This is a genomic window from Pseudomonas sp. ASL8 (assembly GCF_056680355.1).
In genome coordinates, this window is sequence record NZ_CM155278.1 from 1,756,146 (window position 1) to 1,774,193 (window position 18,048).

The 18,048-nt window shown below is 58.6% G+C and carries 20 protein-coding genes; 7 read left to right on the forward strand and 13 right to left on the reverse strand.

The features are described from left to right. Positions 1 to 33: 33 nt before the first annotated feature. From AC1MEA_RS07875 to AC1MEA_RS07900, 6 genes are all read right to left on the reverse strand, one after another. Complete coding sequence (locus AC1MEA_RS07875) at positions 34 to 771, reverse strand: hypothetical protein (protein WP_449634262.1); 738 nt, start codon at positions 769 to 771, stop codon at positions 34 to 36. A 56-nt stretch (positions 772 to 827) separates the two neighbouring features. Further along, entirely contained in the window at positions 828 to 1,208 is a 381-nt protein-coding gene (locus AC1MEA_RS07880) for a RidA family protein (RefSeq protein WP_003229509.1), read from the reverse strand. Between the two features lie 25 nt (positions 1,209 to 1,233). Next, positions 1,234 to 3,342: a bifunctional GTP diphosphokinase/guanosine-3',5'-bis pyrophosphate 3'-pyrophosphohydrolase gene (gene spoT / locus AC1MEA_RS07885; protein WP_219063063.1), complete on the reverse strand. Its 2,109-nt coding sequence runs from the start codon at positions 3,340 to 3,342 to the stop codon at positions 1,234 to 1,236. A 60-nt stretch (positions 3,343 to 3,402) separates the two neighbouring features. Then, a complete protein-coding gene (gene rpoZ, locus AC1MEA_RS07890; protein ID WP_219063062.1) occupies positions 3,403 to 3,666 on the reverse strand; it encodes a DNA-directed RNA polymerase subunit omega in 264 nt (87 codons plus the stop codon). 155 nt (positions 3,667 to 3,821) lie between these two features. Next, entirely contained in the window at positions 3,822 to 4,442 is a 621-nt protein-coding gene (gene gmk, locus AC1MEA_RS07895; RefSeq protein WP_219063061.1) for a guanylate kinase, read from the reverse strand. A 12-nt stretch (positions 4,443 to 4,454) separates the two neighbouring features. Then, positions 4,455 to 5,318: a YicC/YloC family endoribonuclease gene (locus AC1MEA_RS07900; RefSeq protein WP_480917280.1), complete on the reverse strand. Its 864-nt coding sequence runs from the start codon at positions 5,316 to 5,318 to the stop codon at positions 4,455 to 4,457. Positions 5,319 to 5,606: 288 nt separating this feature from the next. Between AC1MEA_RS07900 and rph the strand changes: the two genes are divergently transcribed. Together rph and AC1MEA_RS07910 are read left to right on the forward strand one after the other, a co-directional pair. Further along, positions 5,607 to 6,329 (forward strand): ribonuclease PH, encoded by a 723-nt coding sequence (rph, locus tag AC1MEA_RS07905; protein ID WP_219063059.1) that lies wholly within the window; start codon positions 5,607 to 5,609, stop codon positions 6,327 to 6,329. A gap of 48 nt (positions 6,330 to 6,377) precedes the next feature. Continuing rightward, a complete protein-coding gene (locus AC1MEA_RS07910) occupies positions 6,378 to 6,746 on the forward strand; it encodes a DUF4870 domain-containing protein (protein ID WP_219063058.1) in 369 nt (122 codons plus the stop codon). 63 nt (positions 6,747 to 6,809) lie between these two features. Here the strand turns inward: AC1MEA_RS07910 and AC1MEA_RS07915 are convergent, their stop codons facing one another. Beyond that, positions 6,810 to 7,589, reverse strand: coding sequence for an exodeoxyribonuclease III (locus AC1MEA_RS07915; RefSeq protein WP_219063057.1), 780 nt, complete (start codon positions 7,587 to 7,589; stop codon positions 6,810 to 6,812). Between the two features lie 82 nt (positions 7,590 to 7,671). On the opposite strand from AC1MEA_RS07915, the gene pyrE reads away from it, so the two are divergent. Next, positions 7,672 to 8,313: an orotate phosphoribosyltransferase gene (gene pyrE / locus AC1MEA_RS07920; protein WP_449634263.1), complete on the forward strand. Its 642-nt coding sequence runs from the start codon at positions 7,672 to 7,674 to the stop codon at positions 8,311 to 8,313. A gap of 13 nt (positions 8,314 to 8,326) precedes the next feature. Further along, positions 8,327 to 8,917 carry a DUF4124 domain-containing protein gene (locus tag AC1MEA_RS07925; protein ID WP_449634264.1) on the forward strand — a complete coding sequence of 197 codons (591 nt, stop codon included), beginning with the start codon at positions 8,327 to 8,329 and terminating at the stop codon, positions 8,915 to 8,917. 74 nt (positions 8,918 to 8,991) lie between these two features. Here the strand turns inward: AC1MEA_RS07925 and argB are convergent, their stop codons facing one another. From argB to coaBC, 4 genes are all read right to left on the reverse strand, one after another. Beyond that, positions 8,992 to 9,897, reverse strand: a complete 906-nt coding sequence (argB, locus tag AC1MEA_RS07930; RefSeq protein WP_219063054.1) for an acetylglutamate kinase — start codon at positions 9,895 to 9,897, stop codon at positions 8,992 to 8,994. A gap of 29 nt (positions 9,898 to 9,926) precedes the next feature. Next, a complete protein-coding gene (locus AC1MEA_RS07935) occupies positions 9,927 to 11,324 on the reverse strand; it encodes a phosphomannomutase/phosphoglucomutase (protein ID WP_219063103.1) in 1,398 nt (465 codons plus the stop codon). A 1,321-nt stretch (positions 11,325 to 12,645) separates the two neighbouring features. Further along, positions 12,646 to 13,101: a dUTP diphosphatase gene (gene dut / locus AC1MEA_RS07940; RefSeq protein ID WP_219063053.1), complete on the reverse strand. Its 456-nt coding sequence runs from the start codon at positions 13,099 to 13,101 to the stop codon at positions 12,646 to 12,648. 6 nt (positions 13,102 to 13,107) lie between these two features. After that, the gene (gene coaBC / locus AC1MEA_RS07945) at positions 13,108 to 14,316 is read right to left on the reverse strand and encodes a bifunctional phosphopantothenoylcysteine decarboxylase/phosphopantothenate--cysteine ligase CoaBC (RefSeq protein WP_219063052.1); all 1,209 of its coding nucleotides are present in this window, start codon (positions 14,314 to 14,316) and stop codon (positions 13,108 to 13,110) included. Positions 14,317 to 14,448: 132 nt separating this feature from the next. Between coaBC and radC the strand changes: the two genes are divergently transcribed. Next, the gene (gene radC / locus AC1MEA_RS07950; protein ID WP_449634265.1) at positions 14,449 to 15,123 is read left to right on the forward strand and encodes a RadC family protein; all 675 of its coding nucleotides are present in this window, start codon (positions 14,449 to 14,451) and stop codon (positions 15,121 to 15,123) included. Positions 15,124 to 15,202: 79 nt separating this feature from the next. On the opposite strand, the gene AC1MEA_RS07955 is transcribed toward radC, so the two are convergent. Then, positions 15,203 to 16,801 carry an ABC transporter substrate-binding protein gene (locus tag AC1MEA_RS07955; protein ID WP_480917282.1) on the reverse strand — a complete coding sequence of 533 codons (1,599 nt, stop codon included), beginning with the start codon at positions 16,799 to 16,801 and terminating at the stop codon, positions 15,203 to 15,205. Between the two features lie 364 nt (positions 16,802 to 17,165). Here AC1MEA_RS07955 and rpmB point away from each other — a divergent pair, with 364 nt between their 5' ends. Further along, positions 17,166 to 17,402 carry a 50S ribosomal protein L28 gene (gene rpmB / locus AC1MEA_RS07960; RefSeq protein WP_219063049.1) on the forward strand — a complete coding sequence of 79 codons (237 nt, stop codon included), beginning with the start codon at positions 17,166 to 17,168 and terminating at the stop codon, positions 17,400 to 17,402. A gap of 11 nt (positions 17,403 to 17,413) precedes the next feature. Beyond that, entirely contained in the window at positions 17,414 to 17,569 is a 156-nt protein-coding gene (rpmG, locus tag AC1MEA_RS07965) for a 50S ribosomal protein L33 (RefSeq protein ID WP_219063048.1), read from the forward strand. An 80-nt stretch (positions 17,570 to 17,649) separates the two neighbouring features. Here the strand turns inward: rpmG and AC1MEA_RS07970 are convergent, their stop codons facing one another. Beyond that, on the reverse strand, positions 17,650 to 18,012 hold the full coding sequence (locus AC1MEA_RS07970; RefSeq protein WP_449634267.1) for a cupin domain-containing protein: 363 nt from the start codon (positions 18,010 to 18,012) through the stop codon (positions 17,650 to 17,652). Positions 18,013 to 18,048: the final 36 nt, after the last annotated feature.

The following is an 18,048-nucleotide window of genomic DNA, read 5'->3' on the forward strand; positions in this document are numbered from 1 at the left end:
TCACAGTGGGAGCGGAGGGCATACCGCGTGGCTTCAGTTCCGCTCGAGCAACCAGTGACGTGCACCAGGGCGCAGGTCTGGCATTTCGTCGGCTTTGGCCTGATTGACGGCCTGGAGTATCTCCATCTGCTTGTCTTTGCGGACAAAAATCCAGGCGTTGCCTTGCTGGGCTTTTTCCAGCCAGAGGCTGTCGTGTTCGCCGCTCATGGCTGCGCAATCACCGGCCAGGCATAGCGCGTAACGGTCATTGCCCGGCAAGCCGATAATGCTGCCATCAGGCTGGAACTGAACGACGCCGCCCGCGCCTTCGCCGTCGACAATTTTCCATTTACCGCCCATGTAGGCGCTGTACAGGGCTTTCTCGAAACTGCTGCCCGGCGGTGCGTCGGCAGGTGCGGGATTTTCGGGCTGCACGAAGCGTTGTTCCGGGCTCGTGTCGCTGACGCCTTGAACCAGTTCGTCACCCTTGAGGCTCAGGTCTTCGAAGAAGTTACCGTAGAAATCGACGTGCCATTTGCCATCGGCGGCGCTGACGATTTTGCCTTCACTCAGCTCGAAGCCGTTAGAGAAGGCAGCCTGCTTGGCTTTGGTGTCGACGTGCCATTCCAGGTTAGGCCCGTTAGCGAGCAGCGCCTGGCGCAGATTTCCACCCTTGGAGGCGGCATCGATAGCGGTTTGGTTGATCCAGATGCCGTCAGGGTTACGGTCGGCGTGGCTGGCACAGCCGCTCAATAGCGTGGCGAGCAGCGAGAGGGCAAGCGCAAAGCGCATAGCGGATTCCTTCCTTTGCAGGGTGGGCGGAACGGCCAGCGCTCCGCCGGGGGGGGTTATTCAATAACGAGGATGGCGTCCATTTCGACCTGCGAGCCTTTTGGCAGCGCAGCAACACCGATGGCGGCGCGGGCCGGGTAAGGCTGGTCGAAGTATTTGCCCATGATCTCGTTGACCTTGGCGAAGTGGCTCAGGTCAGTCAGGAAGATGTTCAGTTTGACGATGTCCTTGAACGAACCGCCGGCTGCTTCAGCCACGGCTTTCAGGTTTTCGAACACCTGAACGGTCTGGGCTTCGAAGCCTTCGACCAGTTCCATGGTTTTCGGGTCCAGCGGGATCTGCCCGGACATGTAGACGGTATTGCCAGCTTTGATCGCCTGAGAGTAAGTGCCGATGGCTGCAGGTGCTTTGTCGCTGGTGATAACGGTCTTGGTCATGAAGAACTCCTGATGAAGTGGTTGGCTACGCGCGCATGCGGGTGATGCGGATGACCCCTGTCAGGGCGCGCAGTTTTCTGATCACGCGGGCCAGGTGCACACGGTCGTGCACGCTGACTACCAGTTGGACCACGCTGATGCGACCATCGCGCTCGTCCATGCTGATTTTTTCGATATTGCCGTCTGCGGCATTCACGCTGCTGGCCAGCAGGGCGATAAGGCCGCGCTGATGTTCCAGCTCGACGCGCAGTTCGACGTTGAATTCGCCCGTCACATCCTTGGCCCAGGACAGCTGGATGCATTTTTCCGGGTTGTGGCGGATTTCACTGATGTTGCGGCAGTTGTCCAGGTGCACAACCATGCCTTTGCCCGCGGACAGATGGCCGACAATCGGGTCGCCGGGGATTGGCGTGCAGCACTTGGCGTAGCTGAGGACCAACCCTTCGGTGCCGCGAATCGCCAATGGACCTTCGGAGCTTGGCAGTTGCTCGGCTTCGCTGGTCAGCAAGCGACGGGCGACGACGTAGGCCATGCGGTTGCCCAGGCCAATGTCTTCGAGCAGGTCTTCGATGACCTCTACGCGGTACTCGGTAAGGATCATTTGCACACGGTCGGCCGGAATTTTCTCCAGGGTGCTGTTGAAGCCGTTGAGCACCTTGTTCAGCAGGCGTTCGCCCAGGCTGATGGATTCAGAGCGACGCTGCAGCTTGAGGGCATGGCGAATATGCGTGCGAGCTTTACCGGTGACCACGAAATTCAGCCACGCCGGGTTCGGACGCGCGCCTGGCGCACTGACGATTTCAACCGTCGAGCCACTTTGCAGCGGCTCGGAGAGCGGTGCCAGGCGACGATTGATCCGACAAGCGATGCAGCTGTTGCCGACATCGGTGTGGACTGCGTAAGCGAAATCGACCGCCGTGGAGCCTTTGGGCAGCTCCATGATCCGGCCTTTGGGCGTGAACACGTAGACCTCGTCCGGGAACAGGTCGATCTTCACGCTTTCGATGAATTCCAGCGAGTTGCCGGCACGCTGCTGCATTTCCAGCACGCCTTTGACCCACTGGCGAGCACGGGCATGCGTGCCTTGTTGCTGCTCGTCGCCGTTGGATTTGTACAGCCAATGCGCCGCAATCCCGTTGTTCGCCATCTCTTCCATTTCGCGGGTGCGGATCTGGATTTCGATAGGCACGCCGTGCATGCCGAACAGCGTCGTATGCAGGGACTGGTAGCCGTTGGCCTTGGGAATCGCGATGTAATCCTTGAAGCGACCGGGCAGCGGTTTGTACAAATTATGCACAGCACCCAGCACGCGGTAGCAGGTGTCGACTTTGTCGACGATGATGCGGAACGCGTAAACGTCCATGATTTCGTTGAAGGCCCGGCGTTTGCCGCGCATCTTCTTGTAGATGCCGTACAGGTGTTTCTGCCGACCGCTGACTTCGCCTTCGATACCGTCCACGGCCAGGCAATGGCTCAGGGACTCTTCGATCTTGTTGACCAGCTCTTTGCGATTGCCCCGTGCCCGTTTGACCGCCTGGCCAATGCGCGAGGAGCGCATTGGGTACATGGCCTTGAACCCGAGGTCTTCGAACTCGATGCGAATGCTGTGCATGCCCAGGCGATTGGCGATGGGCGCATAGATTTCCAGGGTTTCCTTGGCGATCCGCCGGCGCTTTTCTCCGGACAGGACTTCCAGCGTGCGCATGTTGTGCAGCCGGTCAGCCAGCTTGACCAGGATCACGCGGATATCGCGGGCCATGGCCATGGCCATTTTCTGGAAGTTTTCAGCTTGCGCCTCGGCCTTGGTCTCGAAGTTCATCTGAGTCAGCTTGCTGACTCCATCGACCAGTTCGGCCACGGTTTCGCCGAACTGCGCACAGAGCGCTTCCTTGGCAATTCCGGTGTCTTCAATCACGTCATGCAGCATGGCCGCCATCAGGCTTTGATGGTCCATGTGCATGTCTGCAAGGATATTCGCGACCGCTAGAGGGTGCGTGACGTACGCTTCACCGCTACGACGGCGTTGGCCATCGTGGGCTTGTTCGGCGTAGAAATACGCTCGGCGGACCAGATTGACCTGGTCTTTACCGAGGTAGGCCGACAGACGATCGGCGAGGGCGTCTATGCTCGGCAAGGTTTTACCCCCTGCCGATGGCTTTTGCCCTGTGCCGTACTACGTCGACCAGGCATAGACTTAGACGGCCTCGTTGGACTCGTCCTCGAAATTACCGAACAACGGCTCATCTTCAACGATTTCAGCTTCTGCAATGACTGCGTAATCCATCAGGCCCGCTGCGATTTCACGCAGAGCCATAACGGTAGGCTTGTCGTTTTCCCAAGGCAGCTTCGGTTCTTTACCGCCGGTCGCCAATTGACGAGCACGCTTGGTAGAGAGCATGACCAGCTCAAAGCGATTAACGACGTGGTCTAGGCAGTCTTCAACGGTCACGCGGGCCATGGGTATTCCTCGTAGCAAATGCAGTATGCGCGGTGCCCGGATGGGCGAGCGGACTGAACAGTTTAAAAAAACACCAGCGTTTAGGGAAGCGCTGATTTTTCAGGGGCACCCCAATACGTTGCTTACGCACGTTTAAAATGCCCGAAAACGGTATTTCAGGCCAGCAGTTGACGAAGCAAATCGCTGAAACGCTGCTGTTGTGGTTTCTGCTTTAACTGGTTCGCGCGGAAGATGGCTTTAAGGTCTTCCAGGGCGGTGGCGAAGTCATCGTTGATCACAATGAAATCGTATTCCACATAATGGCTCATCTCGCTGACGGCTTCACGCATGCGCCCTTCGATGATCTCGTCGCTGTCCTGGCCGCGATTGGTCAGGCGTTGACGCAATGCTTGCTGGGTCGGCGGCAGGATGAAAATCGAGCGCGCATCCGGCAGCAATTTGCGGACTTGTTCAGCCCCTTGCCAGTCGATTTCCAGAATCAGGTCATGGCCTTCATCAAGCGTTTGTTGCAGGCGGCTCTGCGAGGTGCCGTACATATTGCCGAAGACTTCGGCCTGTTCGAGAAAATCGCCGTGCTCGATCATCCGCACGAACTCCGCGCGGTCGACGAAGTGATAGTTCACCCCGTCGACTTCGCCCGGACGCATGGCGCGCGTGGTGTGCGAGACCGAAACGCGGATCAGCGGCTGGGCGTCGATCAGGGCTTTGACCAGGCTGGTTTTGCCCGCGCCAGAGGGTGCAGAGACGATATAAAGGGTGCCGGTACTGTGGGTCATGTTGGGGTAGCCTTACTCAATATTCTGCACTTGTTCACGCATCTGCTCGATCAACACCTTGAGGTTGACCGCCGCTTGAGTGCTGCGCGGGTCGAAGGCTTTGGAGCCCAATGTATTGGCTTCGCGGTTGAGTTCCTGCATCAGGAAGTCCAGGCGCCGACCTGCTTGTCCGCCGGTCTTGAGGACGCGACGCACCTCGGTGACGTGGGTGCTGAGACGGTCCAGTTCTTCGGCGACGTCACTTTTCTGCGCGAGCAGGACCATTTCCTGTTCCAAGCGCTGAGGATCAAGCTCGGCCTTCATGTCGGCAAAGCGATCCATTACCTTTTGGCGCTGGGTCGTGAGCATCTGCGGCACCAGCGTGCGCAGGGTCGCGACTTCTTCGTTGATCGACACCAACCGTTCGTCTAGAAGTTTGGCCAGGTCGGCGCCTTCACGGCCGCGACCGGCTTTCAGCTCGCTTAACGCCTCGCTGAACAGGGCCAGTGCATCGTTATTGAGCGCCTGCGGGTCGCTGGCATCGGCCACCAACACGCCTGGCCAAGCGAGTACTTCCAGCGGATTCAGTGGGGCAGGTTGTTTGATCAGGCTGGCCACGGTCTCTGCTGCAGCGATCAATTGTGCGGCACGATCGAGATCAACCTGCAGCGGTTTGCCGGCGGTTTCTTCGGTGAAACGCAAAGTGCATTCCACCTTGCCGCGCGACAAGCCCTGACGCAGAGCTTCGCGGACCGCGCCTTCCAGGTCGCGAAAGGACTCTGGCAGGCGCAGGTGCGGCTCAAGATAACGATGATTGACCGAGCGCAGTTCCCAGCTCAGCGTGCCTTGGGTGCCGGCCCGTTCTACTCGGGCGAAGGCCGTCATGCTGTGCACCATGGGAAATACCTCGTGGGTTCAGGCGGTGAAAGGCTGTCGTGGGCGCAGGACTGCCCCAATAAATGTCACAAATAGCCGACAGGCTTCGAAGGCGCAGGATTGTAGCGCAGTGCAGTGCATGCTCCCAAACTGGCGACACCCTACGGTGTTGCCGAACGTCGCTCTTGTGTCGATTGCAATGCTGTTGGCGGCTCCGAATCGCCCCGGCAACTTTATTAGAGGTGCCCAGCTCGGGTTGTGACCTCTATAATGCCCGGCAGTTTTCCGTCTCAGTACAGGTATTCCCAAATGAAACGTCCAAGTGGCCGCGCTGCCGATCAGCTCCGCTCGATCCGCATCACCCGCAACTACACCAAACACGCCGAGGGTTCTGTACTGGTCGAGTTTGGTGACACCAAAGTGATTTGCACGGTCAGCGTCGAGAGCGGCGTGCCGCGCTTCCTTAAAGGTCAGGGCCAAGGCTGGCTGACGGCTGAATACGGCATGCTGCCGCGCGCCACTGGCGATCGCAACCAGCGTGAAGCAAGCCGTGGCAAGCAAGGCGGGCGTACCCTGGAGATTCAACGCTTGATCGGCCGCTCCCTGCGCGCAGCGTTGGACATGTCCAAGCTGGGCGAAGTGACGCTGTATGTCGATTGCGATGTGATCCAGGCCGATGGCGGTACACGTACCGCGTCCATCACCGGCGCCATGGTTGCGTTGGTCGATGCGTTGAAAGTCATCAAGAAGCGTGGCGGCCTCAAAGGCGGCGATCCACTCAAGCAGATGATTGCTGCGGTGTCGGTGGGTATGTATCAGGGCGAGCCCGTGCTCGACCTCGACTACCTGGAAGACTCCGCTGCCGAGACCGACCTCAACGTGGTGATGACCAGCGCTGGTGGCTTTATCGAAGTTCAGGGTACCGCTGAAGGCGCGCCGTTCCAGCCGGAAGAGCTGAACGCGATGCTGGCATTGGCGAACATCGGCATGGCCGAACTGTTCGAGCTGCAACGTGCTGCACTGGCCGACTGATCGGCCCGGGTATAGATTCAGTCATCACACCTGCTAAGGATAAGCATCATGAGTGAGAGCCAGCTTCCACTACCGACCCCCAGTGCCGAGGTTCGTCAATGGGCGATGCTCTGTCACTTTGCGGCGTTTTTCGGCCTGATCTTCCCTTTCGGCAATCTGCTGGGACCATTGATTCTCTGGCAGATCAAGAAAGAGACCGATCCTTTCATTGATGCCCAAGGCAAGGAAGCTCTGAATTTTCAGATCACCGTGGCGATTGCCGCGATGATCTGCTTCCTGTTGATGGTCGTGATTATCGGCTTCCCGCTGTTGGTTCTGGTCGGCGTCGGTGCGCTGGTGCTGACCATTATCGGTGGGGTCAAGGCCAACGACGGGATTGCCTATCGCTATCCGTTTACCTGGCGCTTGATCAAGTAACGCAAGACTTTGCAGCCACGAAAAAGCCGACACGAAGTCGGCTTTTTTGTGGGCGGCGGGGCGTCAGATGGTCAACGTCCAATCGTAATCCACGATCAATGGAGCGTGTTGCGAGAAGCGTGGCTGACGTGGCAGACGAGCGCTGCGTACGAAGCGGCGCAGACCCGGGGTCAGCAGTTGGTAGTCGAAGCGCCAACCGAGGTTGAGCATTTCGGCTTGCTCGTTATCCGGCCACCAGCTGTACTGATCGCCTTCACGGCTGACTTCACGCAGGGCATCGACATAGCCCATGGTGCCGACAATCTCGTCCATCCATGCGCGTTCTGGCGCAAGAAAGCCTGGAGATTGCTGGCTGTCACGCCAGTTTTTGATATCGAGCTTCTGTTGCGCGACGTACAGCGAGCCGCAATAGATATATTCACGACGCTTGCGTCGTTGCTTATCCAGGTAGCGCGCGAAGTCGTCCATAAGCTTGAACTTCTGGTTCAAGTCTTCGTCGCCGTTCATTCCCGAAGGAAGCAGCAAGGTCGCAATACTGACCTTGTCGAAATCCGCTTGCAGATAGCGCCCGTAACGGTCGGCTGTTTCGAAGCCAAGTCCGCTGATAACAGCCTTTGGTTGCAACCGCGAGTAGAGCGCCACACCGCCTTGGGCAGGGACTTCAGCTTCGCAGGCATAAAGGAAGTAGCCATCCAGTTGGAAGGCTGGGTCGTCCAGTTCAAAGGCAGAGGCGCGGGTGTCCTGTAGGCAGATGACGTCAGCATTCTGGGCTTGCAGCCAACTGAGCAAACCACGCTCGACTGCAGCCTGAATGCCATTAACGTTCACACTGATGATCCGCATAAATGGCCCCAAAAATCACGTGCGTGTATGATACCCGAGCTCTACCTAATTAGCTAAATCCGTGGTATTTGGGGCTTTTTTCATGCAGGCATATCAGCGCGACTTCATTCGTTTTGCCATCGATCGCGGTGTTCTGCGCTTCGGTGAGTTCACTTTGAAGTCTGGACGGACCAGTCCTTATTTCTTCAATGCCGGCCTGTTCAACAGTGGTTCTGCCCTGGCTCAGCTCGGTCGCTTCTACGCCCAAGCGGTGGTTGAGAGCGGCATTTCTTTCGATGTTCTGTTCGGCCCGGCCTACAAGGGTATTCCCCTGGCGGCCACGACGGCCGTGGCTTTGGCTGAACATCATCAGCTGGATCTGCCGTGGTGCTTCAATCGCAAGGAAGCCAAGGCTCACGGCGAAGGCGGAAGCCTGGTCGGCGCGCCACTGGAAGGCAATGTGTTGATCATCGACGACGTGATCACTGCCGGTACGGCCATTCGTGAGGTCATGCAGATCATCAAGGATCAGGGCGCGAAGGCGGCCGGTGTGCTGATCGCCCTGAATCGTCAGGAACGCGGCAACGGCGAGCTGTCGGCGATTCAGGAGGTCGAACGTGACTTCGGTATCCCGGTGATCAGCATCGTGTCCTTGAATCAGGTCCTGCAATTTTTGGCCGATGACCCGCAACTCAAGCAATATTTGCCTGCGGTCGAGGCTTATCGGGCGCAGTACGGAATTTGAGGATGCTGCATTTATGCTCAAGCTGAGCACCGTGGGGCTGCTATTGGCGTTGAATGTGATGACTGTACAGGCTGCGGATAAAACGCCTGTGTTGCTCTATCGCTATGTCGACAACAAGGGTGGGATCGTTCTCGACCGTCAAGGCGTGCCGCCGGAGTATGTCGGCAAAGGTTACCAGGTGCTCAATGAGCGGGGCCGGGTGATACAGGTCGTGCCGCCAGCCCCCACGGCGGAGGAAATCCAGCGTCAGCAGGCCGACAAGGTCAAGGCCGACGCCAATGCCCAACTGCTGCATTTGTACAGCAGCGTGAGCGATGTCGACCGGGCCAAGACCCGCAAGCTCGCCGAGCTGGATGCCTTGATTGCCGTGGCACAGGGCAACCTGCAAGGCTTGATCTCTCAGCAGAGCACGCTTCAGGGCCAGGCTGCGGCCCAGGAACGGGCCGGTCGTGTCGTGCCGCAGCCGTTACTCGATCAGATGAACAGCCTGCGTGACGACCAGCAAAGCCTCAAGGCTGAAGTCGAGCGTTATCAAGATTCGCGCAAACAGGCTGAGGCCGATTTTGCGGTTGATCGGATGCGGGTTCAGCAGTTGCAGCACTGACAGACTCCCGAAAAAAAAGGCCCCGTCCGGTGTGAACCGGACGGGGCCTTTCAGTTGCGCGGCTTATCGATCAATCAATGGCGCTTGCGATTGGTGATCTGAGTGCCGACGCCGCTGTCGGTGAAAATCTCCAGCAGCACGGCATTGGGCACGCGCCCGTCGATGATGTGCGAGCTGTTGACCCCACCCTGAACCGCTTCCAGTGCGCACCGGATCTTGGGCAGCATGCCGCCGTAGATGGTGCCGTCGGCGATCAGGCCATCGACTTGTTCGGTGGTCAGCCCGGTCAGGACTTCGCCTTGTTTATTCATCAAGCCAGCGATGTTGGTCAGCAAAATCAGTTTTTCGGCCTTGAGGGCCTCAGCGACTTTGCCTGCAACCAGGTCGGCGTTGATGTTGTACGACTCACCGTTAGGGCCGACTCCGATGGGCGCGATGACCGGAATAAAATCGCCTTTGACCAGCATGTTCAGCAGGTCGGTGTTAACCCCGACCACTTCACCGACCTGGCCGATATCAATGATTTCCGGCTTGGTCATGTCTGGCGTCTGCCGGGTGACCGTGAGCTTTCGCGCGCGGATCAGTTCAGCGTCCTTGCCGGTCAAGCCAATGGCGCTGCCGCCGTGGCGGTTGATCAGGTTGACGATGTCCTTGTTGACCTGGCCGCCCAGGACCATTTCCACCACGTCCATGGTTTGTGCGTCAGTGACGCGCATGCCGTCGATGAAGTGGCTTTCGATGGACAGACGCTTGAGCAGGTCGCCGATTTGCGGACCCCCGCCGTGAACCACTACCGGGTTGATACCGACGGCTTTCATCAGCACGATATCGCGCGCAAAGCCGGTTTTCAGCTCCTCGCTCTCCATAGCGTTGCCGCCGTATTTGATCACCAGCGTCTTGCCGACAAATCGGCGAATGTAGGGCAGCGCTTCGGACAAAACTTTGGCTACATTAGCAGCGGCATCGTGTTCGAGGGTCATTCAGGGCTCCAGTGAAAACAAGGGTTCATTCAAAACGGTAATTGGAGGTCGGGCGCAACGTTCTTGAGCTGGGCGTGGAACACGTCCTTGATGCGCTGCAATTCGGCTTCAGTGTCGGCCTCGAAGCGTAATACCAGGACCGGCGTGGTGTTGGATGCACGCACCAGACCCCAGCCTTTGGGGTAGTCCACTCGCACGCCATCAATGCTGGTCAACTGTGCGTCGCCCCATTGGGCATCGCGTTGCAGCGCTTCAATGATGCTGAACTTGGTCACGTCCGTCACATCGATATTGATTTCCGGTGTGGAAATATCATTCGGGAAGGTCGCGAAGACTTCTTCAGCGGTGGCTTTCTCCTGGCTGAGGATTTCCAGCAGGCGTGCCGCGCTGTAGATGCCGTCGTCGAAACCGAACCAGCGTTCTTTGAAGAAGATGTGCCCGCTCATTTCGCCTGCCAGCAGCGCACCGCTTTCGCGCATCTTCTTTTTGATCAGCGAGTGACCGGTCTTCCACATCACCGGACGACCGCCGTATTCGCGGATCAGTGGAGTCAGGCGGCGGGTGCATTTGACGTCGAAAATGATATCGGCACCGGGATTGCGTGACACCACATCTTTGGCGAACAGCATCAACAGGCGATCCGGGAACACGATGTTGCCGGTGTTGGTAACGACGCCTACGCGGTCACCGTCACCGTCAAAGGCCAGGCCCAGGTCGGCGCCGGTTTCCTTGACCTTGGCGATCAGGTCAACGAGGTTTTCCGGTTTGCCTGGATCAGGGTGGTGGTTCGGGAAGTTGCCGTCGACGTCGCAGAACAGCGGGATGATTTCGCAGTTCAGGGCTTCGAGCAATCGCGGAGCGATGACGCCCGCCGCGCCGTTGCCACAGTCGACCACGACCTTCATGCGTCGGGCGAGGACAACATCTTCGGTGATCTGCTTGAAGTAGCGATCAAGGATTTCGACTTTCTCGATGCTGCCTTTGCCGGTGGTCAGGTCGTTGGTTTTCAGGCGCGTGTGCAGGGCCTGGATCTGTTCATTGGCCAGGGTGTCGCCGGCAATGACGATCTTGAAGCCGTTGTAGTCTCGCGGGTTGTGGCTGCCGGTCAGCATCACACCGGTTTTCCCGGCAAGCACGTTGGCAGCGTAATAGAGCGCAGGGGTCGGTACGAGGCCGACATCGCTGACGTGGCAGCCGCTGTCGTGCAGGCCCTGAATCAGTTGCTGTACCAGCTCTGGGCCGGACAGGCGGCCATCGCGGCCTACGGAGACGTTAGGTTCATTCTTGGCCAGACTCTCGGAGCCGATGGCGCGACCAATCCAGTAAGCCGTTTCTGCGAAGAGGGTGTCACCGACGACGCCACGAATATCGTAGGCGCGGAAGATGGTGTCAGGAAATTTGGGTGCCACCAATGCTGTACTGCTCATAACTGGGGGGTGCTCCAATCTCAGGAAATCCTGGTTTTCGTCGAGGAAGTCGATATCGAGAATGTCGGTATCTTGAAACAGCGGATCGACCCACTCAGTACGCGGGGCATTGGGCTGAGTCGACGCTGGGGCACTGCTTGTCGCTAAGTCGTTATTGACGCGGTTCTTGTCACTTGATGCGCCCTGGACCGTGGTCGATGGCGCATTGCGGAGCGAAAACCTGGCCAAGCTCTGTGCCAGTCCGTTCAGGGCCGGCAGGCTTAATCCGAAAGCTTTGACGGCTTTTCCGCCTGAGAGTTCTTGAAGCAGTTGGTCCAGCTGTCGGGCATCTGCCGAAATGCGGCGCTGCAAGGCGCTGTCATTGAGGTACAGCCCAAGCACGACACCGGCTAGAGCGACCAACGCCGCCAGCGCCAGAAACAGCCAGGGCACTGATGAATCGAGTGCCGGGCCCGGCGTGAAGTCGAGTTTCCAGTTGGGTTGGCCGGTGTCGAACGCCTGTGACGAACCGGCTGCAGGCTGACCCCGTTGCAGCAGAACTTGCGCAGGACTGGCGCCGAACTGCTGGGTTACCTGGACCTGACCAATATCAGCGAGCAAAACCGGCAGCGCGCTCAGCACCCGTTGCAGGTCGAACGCCAGCAACAGGGTGCCGGTGATCGGCGCGCCGGGGCTCGCCCGCAGCGGTGCAACGCTATAGACCAGCCAGCGCTCGCCGACTTTGCGTGCTTCGGGGGAGGGCGTTTGGCCGAGTGCGGCTTTGTTGAGCATGTCCAGGGTGGAAAAATTCACCGGCACTGGACCTTGCGCATCCACGTCGGTCTGGCCGAGAGGGTTGAGCCGGGCGCCCACCACGCTGTCGTGATAGCGCAGCTGATTTTCAGTCTGGCTGATCAAGGTGGGGTCGTTGCTTTGCAGTGCCTGAGCAAGCGCGCCGTCGAGCGCGGCGGTTTGTGTCTCGGCGTTCAGTTGTTTGAGTGCCAAGCCCAAGGCGTTGGCCTGGCTTGAGCCCCAGGCCTGGCTGAGCCGGGTTTGCTGGTGCGGGTGGCTGAATAACGCCAGCCACAACAACACGCTGGCCGCGAGCAGCCCTGCGACAGCCGAAACAAGGCCGGGCGAAAGAATGGGTTGACGCGCAGCCGATGGCTGGCTGTCGGGAGTTTGTGAGTGATTGCTTGCTGTGGCGGTGCGGTTAAAGCCTTTCACATCACCTCTCCCCGGTATTCATCCTGAATCGCAAAGGGTCTTTCCTGAGCCGTTTGGTGTCCGTTAGGGCCCAAACGGCCGGGTCAGGGTTCAAGTGGCCATTTTAGACGTTGTTTCAGTGACTGCCCGAATGACCAAAACCGCCAGCACCACGCTGGCTTTCGTCGAACTCTTCGACCAACTCGAAGTGCGCTTGTACGACCGGCACCAGTACCAGTTGAGCAAGGCGTTCGCCGATCGAGATTTTGAAGGCGGTCTGGCCGCGGTTCCAGCAGGACACCATCAACTCGCCTTGGTAATCGGAGTCGATCAAGCCGACCAGATTGCCCAGCACGATGCCGTGTTTATGGCCAAGGCCCGAGCGCGGCAGGATCAACGCGGCGAGGCCGGGATCGCCAATGTAAATCGACAGCCCGGTGGGGATCAGCAGGGTCTGGCCCGGTTCGATGGTCGTGTCTTCTTGCAGCATCGCGCGCAGGTCGAGACCGGCGGAGCCCTCGGTGGCGTAGGCCGGAAGAGGGAAGTCGCTACCAATGCGAGGGTCGAGGATTTTGGCTTGTAAAGCATGCATGCGTGATTAAACCTGGTTCAGACGGTCGGCGATAAAAGTGATCAGCTGGCGGGCAATCTTGCCTTTGCTGGTCTGGGCAAAAAAAGTTTCGTGCAGCGCCCGGTCAATCACGCTGCACGCATTCTCTTCGCTATTGAAACCGATGCTGGGGTTAGCCACATCGTTGGCGACGATCAGGTCCAGGTTCTTGTCCTTGAGCTTGCGTGCAGCATAGTCGAGCAAATGTTCGGTTTCGGCAGCGAAGCCGACACTGAATGGACGGTCCGGGCGGCCAGCAATCGTGGCAAGAATGTCCGGGTTGCGGACCATCTGCAACAGCAGGCCGTCACCGTTGCTGGGGTCTTTTTTGAGCTTGTGCGGTGCGACCACTTCGGGGCGGTAATCGGCCACCGCAGCGGAAGCGATAAACAGATCGCAGGGGATCGCGGCTTCGCAGGCAGCGAGCATGTCGCGGGCACTGACCACGTCGATCCGCGTGACGCGATCCGGGGTTGGCAGATTGACCGGGCCGGTGATCAAGGTCACCCGTGCGCCGGCTTCAACCGCCGCTTCGGCCAAGGCAAACCCCATTTTTCCCGAGCTGTGGTTGGTGATGTAGCGCACCGGGTCGATGTTTTCCTGGGTCGGGCCGGCGGTGATCAGGACATGCCTGCCGGTCAGCGACTCGCGCCGGAAACAATCGGCAGCACGTTGCGCCAGTTCGTCCGCTTCGAGCATGCGGCCGAAGCCGACATCGCCGCAGGCCTGGCTGCCCGATGCTGGACCGAACATGCGCATGCCGCGCTCTTCGAGCAGTCGGGTGTTGGCCTGCGTCGCTGGATCGCGCCACATCGCCTGGTTCATTGCCGGGGCAATCGCTACAGAGGCGTCAGTGGCCAGCACGACGGTGGTCAACAGGTCATTGGCGATGCCTTGGGCCAGGCGCGCGATCAGGTCGGCGGTGGCCGGGGCGATCAGTACCAGGTCGGCCCACTTGGCCAGCTCGATATGGCCCATGGCGGCTTCCGCGGCCGGGTCGAGCAAATCCATGTGCACCGGATTACCGGACAAGGCTTGCATGGTCAGGGGCGTGATGAATTCACTGCCGCCGCGGGTCATGACAACACGCACTTCTGCGCCCTGGTCGCGTAACCGACGGACCAGTTCGGCGCTCTTGTAGGCGGCGATGCCGCCGCCGACGCCGAGAACAATGCGTTTTCGATACAGCCGCTGCATAGGCGTGCCTTTTAGTCGAGTGAACGCGACGGCGATGACGCCTCCCCAGGCCAGATCGCCGCGCAAAAAAGATGGGCTAAGATAGCACAGCGACCGCACGGGAACAGCGGTCCCCACACACATGGAGGTGCTATGAGTATTCGTGATTGGCCTGCGGCCGAGCGTCCGCGGGAGAAGCTTCTTGAGCAGGGGGCGGTGAGCCTTTCCGATGCCGAACTGTTGGCGATTTTTTTGCGCACGGGTGTTGCCGGAAAAAGCGCCGTGGACCTTGCGCGACATTTGCTGAAGCAATTTGGCAGCCTCAGATCGTTACTGGAGGCGGACCTGCAAACCTTCTGCCTTGAGTTGGGGCTGGGCCCCGCAAAGTTCGCGCAGTTGCAGGCCGTGATGGAGATGTCTCGTCGGCATATGGCCGAACGCTTGAAGCGTGATTCAAGCCTGGAGAACCCGCAAGGCGTGCGTGATTACCTCAAGGCGCAGCTCAGGCATGAGCCGCACGAGGTTTTCGCCTGCCTGTTTCTGGACACCAAGCATCGGGTGTTGGCGTTCGAGGCGTTGTTTCGAGGATCGATCAGTTGCGCCGAGGTCCATCCCCGGCAAGTGGTCAAGCGCGCCCTGGCTCACAATGCGGCGGCGTTGATCCTTTGCCACAACCATCCGTCCGGCGTACCCGACCCCAGCGAGGATGACTGCAGGCTGACCCACCTGCTCAAGGACGCCCTGGACATGATCGACGTGAAGGTGCTCGATCACTTCATCATCGGTGATGGCGACCCGTTGTCGATGGTGGAAGCCGGTTTGATGTGAGAAGTACAGGCCGCGCACAGCGGGTGCGTGGCCTGTTGATTGTACGAAAAATGTACAGCGCGTTATTTTCGTCCTGCGTCTATTTCAATGTAACGTGGGAAAAGTCCTGACGACCGAACGGACTTACCTGATAACCCTGTACGTCTTTGCGCGTCACTGCGGCGGCGGTCGGGTGTGCCAGCGGCAGCCACAAGGCCTGTTGCTGGATCTGCGTCTGAGCCTTGAGATACAAGGCGCTGCGCTCGGCTTGATCGCTGGTGGCCTTGCCTGCGCTGATCAGTTTGTCCAGGCCCTGGTCGCAATAACGGGCGAAGTTGGTCCCTGAGGTTACGGCGGCGCAGGAGAACTGCGGTGTCAGGAAGTTATCCGGGTCGCCGTTATCGCCTGCCCAGCCCATGAACAGCAGGTCATGCTCGCCAGCCTTGGCGCGGCGAATCAACTCGCCCCACTCGATGACTTTGATCTCGGCCTTGATCCCGACGGCAGCCAGGTCCGCCTGTAACAATTGCGCGCCGAGGCTCGGGTTCGGGTTGAGCAAACTGCCGGACGGGCGCGTCCAGATCGTGGTTTTGAAGCCATCCTTGAGACCGGCTTTGGCCAGCAACTCACGGGCTTTGGCCGGATTATGCTGATAGCCGGGAAGGTCTTTGGCGTAGCTCCAGGTGTTGGGTGGATACACCCCGGTCGCGTTTTCAGCGGTGTCTTCGAACACTGCTTTGAGGTAGCTGTTTTTATCGAAAGCGAGGTTGATCGCCTGGCGAACTTCAGGCTTGTCCAGCGGCGGATGCTGGCTGTTGATTGCGACAAACGCGGTCATGAACGCTGCGTTTTTTTCGATTTTCAGCTGTGGGTCTTTGCTGGCGGCCTGAATATCCAGAGGCTTGGGTGAAAGAGTGATCTGGCACTCGTTCTGGCGGATTTTCTGCAGTCGCACGTTGGCGTCCGGCGTGATCGCATACACCAGCGCGTCGACGGCGGGCTTGCCGCCGAAGTAGTCCGGGTTGGCGGCGTAACGCACCACAGCGTCCTTCTGGAAGCGCTTGAAGACGAATGGACCGGTGCCGACGGGTTGGCTGTTAAGTTTTTCCGGGGTGCCCGCCTTCAGCAACTGCGCGGTGTATTCGGCAGAATAGATCGACGCAAACCCCATGCTCAGCGTTGCCAGGAAGGTCGAATCCGGGTGGTTGAGGGTAAAGCGGACGGTGAGCGCATCAGGTGCTTCAATATTCTTGATCAGTGCGGGTAACTGCATCGATTGTGCATGTGGAAAGCCGCTTTGGGCGACTTTGTGCCACGGGTTGGCGGGGTCGAGCATGCGCTGGAAGCTGAACTGGACGTCTTCTGCGGTCAGGTCACGGGTCGGATTGAAGTAATCGGTGTGGTGAAACTTCACCCCGGCGCGTAGTTTGAAGTCGTAGGTCAGGCCATCCGCCGAGACACTCCAGCGTTCAGCCAGACTGGGCAGCAGTTTGCCGCTCTGCGCATCGAACTCCACCAAGCGGTTCATGAGCACGTCGGCGGAGGCATTGGTCGTCGTCAGCGAGTTGTACTGCACGACGTCAAACCCTTCGGGGCTGGCTTCGGTGCAGACGCTGAGGGTGGTCGCAGCCTGAGCCGGCAATGTGCTGAAAAAGGGCGCGAGCAGGAGCGAAAGGGCTGCGAAACGCGTAAGACGCATGGCGATATTCCTGTCAGAGAGGGCCCCATCTGCGGGCGCAGTCTGGTGAGAGACTTACCCTAGACTATGCATCGGCGCAGGACAATCCGTCTGGCGCGACGAGCGGTATATTTCTTGCCGCGCCCGCACGGACTGAGCCTGAAGGCGAAACACGGTCTGCCAAAACAAGGTAATGTGCATGCGCTGTTGTTGCATGCCAGTGTTTCTGGTATAAAGCAGCGCTCTTTTCTAGGGGCCCGGTTCCTTCGTTTGTAGGTGTGGCCGGTAAGACCCCTAAAGAAACGCGGCGCCTGGCGCCAAATGACTGAGAGATTAAGCGGCCAACCCATGCCGGGTTGGGCATGTGGTTTTAGAGGGCTGAGGCATGTCGAGAGTATGTCAAGTTACCGGTAAGGGTCCGGTAACCGGGAATAACATTTCCCACGCAAACAACAAAACCCGTCGTCGTTTCCTGCCGAACCTGCAGCATCACCGCTTCTGGGTCGAGTCCGAGAATCGTTTTGTGCGTCTGCGCGTATCTGCCAAAGGCATGCGTATCATCGACAAGCGTGGCATTGATGTCATTCTTCTCGAAATTCGCGCCAATGGCGCTAAGGTCTAAGGGAGATAGTCATGCGTGAATTGATCCGTTTGGTGTCGAGCGCTAACACAGGCCATTTCTACACCACCGATAAGAACAAACGCACCACTCCGGACAAAATCGAAATTAAAAAATTCGATCCGGTTGCTCGTAAGCACGTGATCTACAAAGAAGCCAAAATCAAGTAATTGATTTCGCTTCTTACGAAAAAACCCGCCTGAGAAGGCGGGTTTTTTTGTGTCTGAATTTCAGCGAAAGCAGCCGCTACTCAGACCTTCTGTTCGAACACCACATACACCTTGCGACAGGCTTCCAGCACTTCCCAGGTGCCTTTGAAGCCCGCAGGAATCACAAAGCGATCACCGGCACGCAGGGTTTTTGCGTTGCCATCCTCGTCGCGTAGCACCGATACGCCCTGCACGATTTCGCAATACTCATGTTCGGTGTAATTCACCGTCCATTGACCGATCTCACCTTCCCAAACGCCAGCGCTGAGTTGGCCGCAGGGGCTGTTGTAATGGTTGTAGACGGTTTGCTCGGGGTTGCCCTTGAGGATTTTTTCTGGCGCGGGCACGTAGTGCTCTGGCGTGGTATTGGCATGGCTGAAGTCGACAATACTTTCGATGTTCATCGTGATTCGCTCCCCGCTAACGCGTTTCATGTTGAA